The organism is Pedobacter nototheniae (assembly GCF_004335085.1).
Lineage (GTDB): Bacteria > Bacteroidota > Bacteroidia > Sphingobacteriales > Sphingobacteriaceae > Pedobacter > Pedobacter nototheniae.
Genome location: NZ_RQRS01000004.1, coordinates 179398 through 189512 on the forward strand (window position 1 = coordinate 179398; position 10115 = coordinate 189512).

The following is a 10115-nucleotide window of genomic DNA, read 5'->3' on the forward strand; positions in this document are numbered from 1 at the left end:
GTGTTGGGTTAAATTAATTCCTGCCGCTTCTTGATGGTCTTCCACCACCGCCACCACCTGATGACTGTCCACCACCATATGATGAAGCAGGAGGAGAATAACTAGGTCTGCTCTCAGTTCTTGAAGGTTGTTGAGGAACATAATCACGAGATGGACGTTGCTCAGTTCTTGAAGGCTGTTGTTGAGGCATATATTCGCGAGATGGACGTTGTTGGTAGGTATTATTACCATTATTGCCAACTGGTCTGCCATCCACTCTTGAAGGTCTACCGTAGTTTACTCCATTATTAATTATTCCATTATTTACAGTGCCATTGTTGCTTACACGACTAGGGCGACCATTGTTGCTATTAACTCCAGCTCTTGAGCCTGATCCATTAGGATAATATCCGTTAGCATTAACTGTGTTTCTATCTGTATAAGATGGTCTGTGATAATTAGTTCTGTTAGTGTAAATACCGCCGCCATAATAGCCGCCGCCTACACCCCAGCCACCACCGTACCAGCCACCGCCCCAACCAAAGCGATCATAGTAAGAATATGGTCCCCAAGAGTTCCATCCGTAACCACCAGGATAACCCCAGCCATTACCATAAAAACCACCGCCCCAGCCAAAGCCAGCATTCCAGCCGAAACCACTGTTCCAGCCCAATCCTAAACCGTAGCCATTATATGCACCTAAGCCATAGCCTAAATAATTGTTATTGTAGTAATAGTTGTCAAAATATGGATCATAGTAACCTTGCCAGCTATATCCATTATAAAAACGGTTTATTCTTGATGAATAATCCATGTCATAATAAGGATTACTTGTTCCGTAATACTCATCATTATAATCAGTTTGGTACTGATCTCCTTGTTGTTGCTGCTGTTGAGGGCGAGGTGCAACATATTCTACTTCCCGAGCTTTCGCAACGGTGTTGTATACATCATCAGAGGTCGAATTTTGAGCCAATTTTGGTGTAGAGCATGATGCCACCAACCCAGCGGCAGCAATCATTACAATGGGTAAAAATTTAATTGGTTTCATTGTCTTATATTTAGTTGTGTGTGTCAATACTTTTAAAAAAAACGTAAGGAGTTTTTAATGATCCTCATGAAATGCAAAACGGTTAAATTAATGTTATAAAATTGATGCTAACCAAATCATAATCGTTTTGTAGGCATAAATTTATAAATTTGTGCTTAAGTTTCACATTTTTTAACATACAATTTACGTTCCAAATACAATTTATGAGCAAAGAAATTACAAGCAGAGCAGCAGATTATTCCCAGTGGTATAACGACATCGTAATAAAAGCCGATTTAGCAGAGCATTCTGCTGTTCGCGGATGTATGGTTATAAAGCCCAATGGCTACGCTATATGGGAAAAAATGCAAGCCGTATTAGATAAAATGTTTAAAGATACCGGGCACAGCAATGCTTATTTTCCATTATTCATACCAAAGTCATTTTTTTCTAAGGAAGCCTCTCACGTAGAGGGTTTTGCAACAGAATGTGCTGTAGTGACACACTATCGTTTAAAAAATGACGGTAATGGCAACATTGTTGTAGATGAAACCGCTAAACTTGAGGAAGAATTAATCGTTCGTCCAACTTCTGAAACCATTATTTGGAACACGTACAAAGGATGGATTCAAAGCTACCGCGACTTACCAATTTTAATAAACCAATGGGCAAATGTTGTACGTTGGGAGATGCGTACAAGATTATTTCTTCGTACTGCAGAATTTCTTTGGCAAGAAGGGCATACCGCACATGCAACTGCGCAGGAAGCTATTGAAGAAACGGAGCGTATGCTACATATTTATGCAGATTTTGCCGAAAACTGGTTAGCTGTTCCAGTAATAAGAGGACGCAAATCTCCAAATGAAAGGTTTGCCGGCGCTTTAGATACTTATTGTATTGAAGCCTTGATGCAAGATGGTAAAGCATTACAAGCTGGTACATCGCACTTTTTGGGACAAAATTTTGCCAAAGCCTTTGATGTTAAATTTACAGGTAGAGATGGTAAATTGGATCACGTTTGGGCATCATCATGGGGTGTATCAACCCGTTTAATGGGCGCATTAATAATGGCACATAGTGATGATTCAGGCTTAATTATTCCACCAAAATTGGCTCCAACTCAGGTTGTAATTGTTCCAATTTATAAAGGTGAAGAAGATTTAGCTAAAATTACAGCATACGTAAATGAATTAACCATGAGATTAAAAGGATTAGGCGTTTCTGTTAAATACGACGACAGAGATACGCAACGTCCAGGGTTTAAATTTGCAGATTATGAATTGAAAGGTGTGCCAATTCGTATTGCAATTGGTGGCCGCGATTTAGAAAATAAAACCGTTGAAGTAGCCAGAAGAGATACTAAAGTTAAACAAACTGTTCCTCAAGATGGATTGGATATTTACATCGTTAAATTATTGGAAGATATTCAAACTAGTATGTTTAATAAAGCTTTGGCTTATCGCGATGAGCATATTACTGAAGCAAACAGTTATGATGAGTTTAAACAATTGTTAGATGAAAAGGCAGGTTTTATCTCCGCACACTGGGATGGTACTCCAGAAACGGAGCAAAAAATTAAAGAAGAAACAAAAGCAACAATTCGTTGTATTCCGTTAGATAATAAATTAGAAGATGGGGTTTGTATTTACTCTGGAAAACCATCTACACAAAGAGTATTATTTGCAAGAGCATATTAATCTGATTAACTGGCAAAGGCAATTTGGATTATACCATACTATCTTAAAGCTCGTTATTTGTTATCAGGTAATTTTTAAATTATTAACATGAAATTCGCAACAAAAGCTATACATGCAGGTCAAGAACCTGATCCAACAACCGGTGCTGTGATGACACCAATTTATCAAACCTCTACTTACTGGCAAAAATCGCCAGGAGATAATAAAGGTTATGAATATTCTCGAGGAACAAATCCAACACGTAAAGCGTTAGAGGATTGCCTTGCAGCTTTAGAAAATGCTAAATATGGTTTGGCTTTTTCTAGTGGAATGGGGGCAACTGATGCAGTTTTAAAACTTTTGCAACCGGGTGATGAAGTAATTACTGGAAATGATTTATACGGTGGTTCTTATCGTATTTTTACTAAAATATTTGCGAATTACGGCATTAAGTTTCATTTTTTGGATTTGTCTAATCCTGAAAATATGTTGCCTTACATCAATGAAAAAACTAAGTTAATTTGGATAGAAACGCCTACAAATCCAACAATGCAAATTATTGATATTGAGGGTGTAGCTAAAATTTCTAAAGAAAAAAACCTGATTTTAACTGTTGATAATACATTTGCTTCTCCATATTTGCAAAACCCTATTGATTTAGGTGCAGATATTGTAATGCACTCTGTAACTAAATACATTGGTGGTCATTCTGATGTAGTTATGGGCGCATTGGTTACCAATGATGAGAAACTTTATAAAGATCTTTGGTTTATTTATAATGCTTGTGGCGCAACTCCAGGTCCGCAGGATGCCTTTTTAGTGTTGAGAGGTATTAAAACACTCCATTTACGCATGAAAGCACATTGTGAAAATGGAGAACGTATTGCTCACTTTTTAAAAACACACCCAAAGGTTGATAAAATTTACTGGCCAGGTTTTGAGGACCATCCTAATCATGCTGTTGCTAAAAAACAAATGCGTGGTTTTGGTGGCATGATCTCGATTACTTTAAAAGGTGCAGACTTAGAAGAAACATTTAGAATTTCTTCCAACTTTAAGGTATTTACTTTAGCTGAATCATTGGGTGGTGTAGAATCATTAATCAACCATCCAGCCACAATGACACATGGCTCTATCCCTAAAGAAGAGCGTGAAAAAGTGGGAGTAACCGATAACCTTTTACGCTTAAGTGTTGGTGTTGAAGATATTGATGATTTGTTAGAGGATTTAGAAAATGCTTTAAAATAAGAAAGCGTTTTTCTACAAGTAAACCCGATTAAGTTTAATGAATCGGAAATTTAAAATAAAGGCTGCATTTTCATTTCGAAATCGCAGCCTTTATTCATTATTGAGATTTCATTAAAATTAGCTCACAATATAATCTCTAAAATCAATTTTTAAAAAGAGACTTTGACGGTTTTTTAACTTCAAAAACCGTCATTAATACTTTATGGTCGGTTGGCCAAACTCCTATTGGTAATTTAATTATATCTTTTGAAGTTTCAGCCACAGCTACATTTTTTACAATGGTTTCTTTTGGTCCAATGATGAAACTTTCTTTAGGTTTAATAATATCATTAGCATAATAATAAATAAAATCTATCCTATCCCTTTCATCAGCTTTTGGTGCCCAGGTAGCTTGAGCCGGCCAAGTAAACCCAGGGTAATCAACCTCGTTAGGATAAATTACCCTATAACTATCCTTAAATCCATTATTATATAATGAAGTAGAAGCCCTCCATGGAGCCACAACACCGTTATGATCGTAACTATTTTTTGTAGCTTCTGTCCAATCCAAATGAGATGCTTCATTAAAATCTCCACCTAAAACTACAATTCTACCTAAGTTAATATCCTTTTTTGCGGCTTGTAAAAAATCATTAATAGATTTTGGTCGTTTTGATTGTGCATCATCAGCCATTATGGTTTTCAAATCAGTAACAGGAGCGGATAACTCTTTCCACGTATTTCCGTTGTATCCCCTTGGGTAATAAACTGCATAGTGTGTGTAATCCAAGTGTGCGGTGTAAATGGCGATTTCTTGCCCTTCTACTACGGCAATTAACTTATTCATACCAGATATTTCGCCATCCTTACTATATTCTTTAATAGGGTATTTACTCAGTAAACCAGGATCGCCACTGTAAAATGAATAATATTTTTTTCCTCTTTTAGCTAGTCCAGCAACGGCCTTTTCAAAAAAGAATGTATTATCCAAATTATTTACCTCACTAATGGTTACAAAATCAGGATCGTATTTAGCAATTTCATCCAGTTGAAGTTCAAAACCATTAGTTACATTTTTGCCCTCATTCCAAATGTTAAATTGCATAACACTAAGATTAAAAGTCTCCGATTCGGGAATAACCTCATCATTATCTTTTTTGCAAGATTGAAGAACGGTTAATAAAGTTACCGCGAGCAATAAGTCGCGTAATAATTTATTCATATCTATATTTTTTTATAAAAGTGGCTTTCGTATGTTCTTTAAATATTACTTGTGTATTATTTTTGTGATATTAAGGTGGAGGATAGATTTTAAAACCAAACATGTGTTAGTTATAAAAGAATATGGTTTTTTTAGAGTTGCAGAATTTTCTCGATCAAAAGGTAGAGCAGTATAATAGACCAGATTTTATAGCCAATGATCCAGTTTGTATTCCTCATTTATTTCAAAAGAAACAAGATGTAGAAATCGCTGGCTTTTTTGCTTCTATTTTAGCTTGGGGGCAACGGAAAACCATAATAAATAAGTGTAAAGAATTGTTGGAACGCATGGATAATGCACCGCATGATTTTGTGTTAAATCATTCAGATAATGATTTAAAAAGGCTTTTAAACTTTAAACACCGCACCTTTAACGATACCGATTTATTGTACTTTATTTCCTTTTTTAAAGCACATTATACAGCTTATAATAGCCTTGAACAAGCATTTTTACCCAACAATAATATATTTTTACCTGATTATTTAGAATCTGGTGGTGATAAAAATAATAGTATTAACTCTTCTGAAGTTTGTTTAACATCCAAATTTACATTTACAATAGAAGAGGCTTTAAACCATTTCAGATCTTATTTCTTTTCGCTCGAAGATTTTCCTCATCGTACTAAAAAGCACATTTCATCACCATTACAAAAATCAACGTGTAAGCGCTTAAATATGTTTTTACGATGGATGGTTAGGCACGATGATAAAGGAGTTGATTTTGGAATATGGAAGGTTTTAAAACCAAAAGATTTAATTTGCCCCTGTGATGTGCATGTAGATAGGGTTGGGCGGCTATTAGGACTCATTTACAGAAAGCAAACAGATTGGTTAACAGCCATTGAATTAACTGAAAATTTGAAGCAATTTGATCCAAATGATCCGGTAAAGTACGATTTTGCCCTTTTTGGTTTAGGCGTAGAAAAAATTCTATAAATGGAATATTTGTAAGCAGAAATCAAAAAAAACTTCATTATTTAAATCTATCTTCCTATAATTACACTGTGATTTTTAGTAAATAGTTAAAAATTCGATCCATCCCTAGGCCTAAAAATAATGATTGCATTAAATTTATCTGATAAAGATAAATGGAAGAGGTATAACAACTTTTCTCCATTAATTTCAATTTTTAAAAAATTTCATGTCTTAAATAATGAAATTGAAAGCAGGATAAATCAACAAACTTTTCCAATAAGCTACAAAAAGAATAAATATTTAATTTCTCCATTAGATCGTAACGAATATCTCTTTTTAATTATTAAAGGAGTTGTAAGAGGCTTTGTAAAGGATGGGAAAAATGAAATTACTACGTGGATTGCACAAGAGAATGAAATAGTGGGTACCATACGTAATTTGTGGACCGATGAAGAATCAATGGAGTATTTGCAGGCGCTGGAAGATGTGGAACTCATTGCGATACCACACGAATTATCGGATGATCTTTATGAGAATTTTGCTGAGGCAAATATCGTTGGCCGTAAAATGATGGAGTTATATTACCGCGCTGCAGAAGAACGTGCATACCTTTGTCGGATATCTTCAGCAGAAAAAAGATACAAGCGTTTTCTCGATTCTTACCCAGGTTTGGTTCATCGGGTATCATTAAAACATGTTGCGTCATTTTTAGCTATAAGGCTTGAAACTCTAAGTAGAGTGCGGGCAAGGGTCTAATTTCAAATCGACCTTGCATTATTTATAGCTTTATAATTAGTAAAACAAATACGACTAGCTAAATATCGCTTTCAGCTCTATTGTTAAGATATTTTTATACGCTTTAGCCTAAATCATTTTAGTACTAAAAATGAAATTTGGATGTTAGTTTTAAAAATACTTTATACAACAGGAAATAAATAAATAATTAGGTAATCCTTATTATGTTAAAGGTTAGGACATTATTTTTTAATTTTTTACATGTTTTGTTGTTTATGTATAAGAATTAATACAAAATAATATACTGTTAAGAGTCGATATTATATAAATATAAGTTACATTTGCCTTTGACAATAGATATCCTTAAATCTTAATTAAGAAATTATCCTTCACAAAATGAAAACAAAACATGCTGTAAGCACTTTCACCGTTTTAATCGCAGATGATCATGAGATTATCAGACGTGGTTTAAAAAGCTTGATTTCTGATTTCTGGGCGGGCGTTGAAATCATCAATGCATCAAACATGGATCAAGCTCTGGTAGAGTGTGCAAAATCTCCTAATCTAATTATTATAGATGTGAATCTACCAGGTGGAAACAACCTTAAGGTAATTGATCAGATTAAAGTTGCACAACCAAATGCTAAAATTTTAGTATTCTCATCACTTAATGAGAATATATATGCTGTGCCTTATTTAAAAGCTGGTGCATCAGGTTACTTAACTAAAAATGCGGAAGAATCTGAAATCGTAACTGCAATTACTACAATTTTAGCCGGCAGCCGTTACTCTAGTAGAAATGTTAAAGAAAATATGTTCAACAGCATTTTAGGTAATGATTCTAACAATCCATTCACTAAATTATCGGGTAGGGAATTAGAAGTTGCTGAACTATTAACAAAAGGCGTTGGTGTTTTAGAGATATCAAACAAGCTTAATTTGCAAATGGGTACAGTGAGTACTTATAAGCTTAGACTTTTTCAGAAACTTAAAATAAAGAGTATTATTGAGTTAGCTGAAAAAATGAGCATTTACGAGAAATAATTAAAAACATCCCTCTTTAAATCGAAATCAATAATTAGTTTCCTAACTATTGATTTCGATTTTTGTTTTTAGTACCTAAACCATTCTCACCTGATTCGTTTGGTGAACTCCCTGCCTGTCCGAATTTATCAGATGCTCCCTTTCCATTTTGATCAAATGAAGCTTTTTCTTTAGATGAACCCGAAGTTTTTGCTTCTTTAGTATCTTTTTCCTCGCTATTTTTTGCCGCTTTATCTTTCATGTTCTTTATAGTTGATGCTAATAAAACAGAATGAAGTTAAAAAAGTTTGTTTCCGTTTTCTCCTTATTCATGTTAATTTTTATACTAAAGTTTGTGTTAATGTATTAGCGCATATACAGCATTATAATTCTGGTTAAGCACAACCATTTTATTGTATTGTAATTTACTTTAGTCGTTTTTTGCTTAAAAATTTGACAATTGTAAATCAAATAATATAAAACGACGTGTTTGGATTGCTACGGATATTATATTTACATTATGATAAAGCTAAAGAGATCATTACCTGAAACTGAGCTTAATGAAATAAAACCTGGTCACTTTGTACAAGATGAACATGGCAAAAGTGGAATTGTAGAAAAAATTGAAATTTTTAAAAAGGGGAGGGAAATCCAATACTATTATAAACTTAGTAGTGGTGAAACGATTCTTATTCTTAAATAAAATATTATAAAAAAAAAATACGCAGGATACTCTCATATCCTGCATTTGTCTCCATTTCTATAAACCTATCCAGGTTATTAAAAACTTGGGCTAAATATAACAAAAAAGTTACTTCATGTTATGCTTAAAGGTTTTAGTTTAATTGTTATTCTGGATTAGCGTAAAAATCTTTAATGGAATTTGTGTAAACACAATAGTTTACTTCAGAATTCCAGAAACTAATTTTTGTTAAATTGGGCGCTCCGTTGGGTATAAGCATTAATGATCGTTTCCCATCAATTTTAAATAAATCATTAGCCGCTAAGTTTCTGTTATCAAGCGCTGTATCTAAATAATATAAATAATCATAAACAAAATCAACATAATTTCTTTTAGAAATTTTATCTCTGCTAGCCAGTATTAATTTATCATAATTTTCGCTTAGCGCTTTTTGAAATTCTACAGCATTAAGGGGTTTTCCATTTAGTGTAGGGATAACATTAAACTGCCCATCAGCAAATACCCATTTATTAATATCCTTTAAAAAAACTTCGGTAACTACATGTCCTGGAGATCCCTTTCGTGTTTCAGCATCTTTAGTTTTAATGTAAAGTACACGTGCAGGAAACCCGTTTGCTATTAGTTGATCTTTTAATACAATTGAGTACGCAAAACAAGGAAAACGGCCACCAGCCTTCGCTTCATTTAGTATAGAAATACCGTCACTTCCTTTTGGTGAGTTGCCACCATCGTGCTTCCATTGGTGGTGTGTCCAATTTAAAATATTGAGCACTTTATCTAAATCTGTACGGTTATTTTTAATTAACTGTGCCGTTGGGTATAAAGTTCTTAAAGAATCAAAATATTTGTTATTGCTACTTTGATAAAACTGTTTAATATCTGTTCTCTTATTTTGTGTATCGTAACTAATAGGATCCCAATTATAAGGTTCGGCTGTAATTAAAGTATAAGCAGGTTCTTTATCTGCTAGTTTTACATAAAAGGACTTTGTTTCTCCTCGATTTATTGAAAATTTAATGCTGTCGAGATCAGTTCTAAAAGCAAAATTCTCCTTATTACTGTATAGTTTAACTTTTAAGGTGTCATTGGAGATTTGGGGTGAAATTCTCCATGTACGGGTATACCAATTGTTGGAAAGGCCATAGTCGGCTTGTTCAGTTTTTGCCAGCAATAGTGGTTTTTGTTTGTAGCTTTTCTGAGCATAGGATTGCATAGAAAATAGGGTAGCAGAGAGTGCTAAAATAGGGATGTAGATTTTCATTTTTATAATATTGAGGTTTAAATATATGAAAATGATCCTGTTTAGGAACAATAATCAGTATTATCTCTGTTAGACAATTTAATCTTTTCGGTAATACAAGAAAAATGGAATTAAAAGGTTTAAAAAACTTCTTAAAACTTTAAGGTGTAAAATAGTTGTTGATAAATATCAATAAGTTTTGAGGCAATGTAAAATCAAAAACTAATCATAGGTGATTTAAACAAAGATTTTGTTTTTTTTTAACTAAAAACACCTTAAAATCGTATTATTAGTAATACGAAATTAGCTCTAATTGCTCTATAATGA

10 protein-coding genes are annotated in these 10115 nt (G+C 33.6%); 6 read left to right on the plus strand and 4 right to left on the minus strand.

All coding sequences use genetic code 11. From position 1 onward, the window contains the following. Positions 1–13 precede the first annotated feature (13 nt). Positions 14–1030, minus strand: a complete 1017-nt coding sequence (locus tag EHC72_RS05635) for a hypothetical protein (RefSeq protein WP_131536694.1) — start codon at positions 1028–1030, stop codon at positions 14–16. 203 nt (positions 1031–1233) lie between these two features. Here EHC72_RS05635 and proS point away from each other — a divergent pair, with 203 nt between their 5' ends. Further along, positions 1234–2706, plus strand: coding sequence for a proline--tRNA ligase (gene proS, locus EHC72_RS05640; protein WP_131536695.1), 1473 nt, complete (start codon positions 1234–1236; stop codon positions 2704–2706). An 87-nt stretch (positions 2707–2793) separates the two neighbouring features. Then, complete coding sequence (locus EHC72_RS05645; protein ID WP_131536696.1) at positions 2794–3933, plus strand: cystathionine gamma-synthase; 1140 nt, start codon at positions 2794–2796, stop codon at positions 3931–3933. Between the two features lie 142 nt (positions 3934–4075). On the opposite strand, the gene EHC72_RS05650 is transcribed toward EHC72_RS05645, so the two are convergent. Continuing rightward, complete coding sequence (locus EHC72_RS05650; protein ID WP_131536697.1) at positions 4076–5134, minus strand: endonuclease/exonuclease/phosphatase family protein; 1059 nt, start codon at positions 5132–5134, stop codon at positions 4076–4078. Positions 5135–5256: 122 nt separating this feature from the next. Between EHC72_RS05650 and EHC72_RS05655 the strand changes: the two genes are divergently transcribed. The 3 genes from EHC72_RS05655 to EHC72_RS05665 all read left to right on the plus strand — a co-directional run bounded on the left by EHC72_RS05655 (position 5257) and on the right by EHC72_RS05665 (position 7866). Then, positions 5257–6108: a TIGR02757 family protein gene (locus EHC72_RS05655; protein WP_131536698.1), complete on the plus strand. Its 852-nt coding sequence runs from the start codon at positions 5257–5259 to the stop codon at positions 6106–6108. A 120-nt stretch (positions 6109–6228) separates the two neighbouring features. After that, positions 6229–6843 carry a Crp/Fnr family transcriptional regulator gene (locus tag EHC72_RS05660; RefSeq protein WP_131536699.1) on the plus strand — a complete coding sequence of 205 codons (615 nt, stop codon included), beginning with the start codon at positions 6229–6231 and terminating at the stop codon, positions 6841–6843. A gap of 375 nt (positions 6844–7218) precedes the next feature. Next, on the plus strand, positions 7219–7866 hold the full coding sequence (locus EHC72_RS05665; protein WP_131536700.1) for a response regulator: 648 nt from the start codon (positions 7219–7221) through the stop codon (positions 7864–7866). Between the two features lie 46 nt (positions 7867–7912). Here the strand turns inward: EHC72_RS05665 and EHC72_RS05670 are convergent, their stop codons facing one another. Then, entirely contained in the window at positions 7913–8107 is a 195-nt protein-coding gene (locus tag EHC72_RS05670) for a hypothetical protein (protein WP_131536701.1), read from the minus strand. Positions 8108–8365: 258 nt separating this feature from the next. Between EHC72_RS05670 and EHC72_RS05675 the strand changes: the two genes are divergently transcribed. Then, complete coding sequence (locus EHC72_RS05675; protein ID WP_131536702.1) at positions 8366–8548, plus strand: hypothetical protein; 183 nt, start codon at positions 8366–8368, stop codon at positions 8546–8548. A gap of 145 nt (positions 8549–8693) precedes the next feature. On the opposite strand, the gene EHC72_RS05680 is transcribed toward EHC72_RS05675, so the two are convergent. Next, positions 8694–9809, minus strand: coding sequence for a transglutaminase domain-containing protein (locus tag EHC72_RS05680; protein WP_131536703.1), 1116 nt, complete (start codon positions 9807–9809; stop codon positions 8694–8696). Between the last annotated feature and the right edge of the window lie 306 nt (positions 9810–10115).

Coding starts and splice junctions, on each gene's coding strand:
- EHC72_RS05675 (WP_131536702.1), top strand. CDS start 8,366: ATGATAAAGCTAAAGAGATCATTACCTGAAACTGAGCTTAATGAAATA.
- EHC72_RS05645 (WP_131536696.1), top strand. CDS start 2,794: ATGAAATTCGCAACAAAAGCTATACATGCAGGTCAAGAACCTGATCCA.
- EHC72_RS05665 (WP_131536700.1), top strand. CDS start 7,219: ATGAAAACAAAACATGCTGTAAGCACTTTCACCGTTTTAATCGCAGAT.
- EHC72_RS05650 (WP_131536697.1), bottom strand. CDS start 5,134: ATGAATAAATTATTACGCGACTTATTGCTCGCGGTAACTTTATTAACC.
- EHC72_RS05655 (WP_131536698.1), top strand. CDS start 5,257: ATGGTTTTTTTAGAGTTGCAGAATTTTCTCGATCAAAAGGTAGAGCAG.
- proS (WP_131536695.1), top strand. CDS start 1,234: ATGAGCAAAGAAATTACAAGCAGAGCAGCAGATTATTCCCAGTGGTAT.
- EHC72_RS05680 (WP_131536703.1), bottom strand. CDS start 9,809: ATGAAAATCTACATCCCTATTTTAGCACTCTCTGCTACCCTATTTTCT.
- EHC72_RS05670 (WP_131536701.1), bottom strand. CDS start 8,107: ATGAAAGATAAAGCGGCAAAAAATAGCGAGGAAAAAGATACTAAAGAA.
- EHC72_RS05635 (WP_131536694.1), bottom strand. CDS start 1,030: ATGAAACCAATTAAATTTTTACCCATTGTAATGATTGCTGCCGCTGGG.
- EHC72_RS05660 (WP_131536699.1), top strand. CDS start 6,229: ATGATTGCATTAAATTTATCTGATAAAGATAAATGGAAGAGGTATAAC.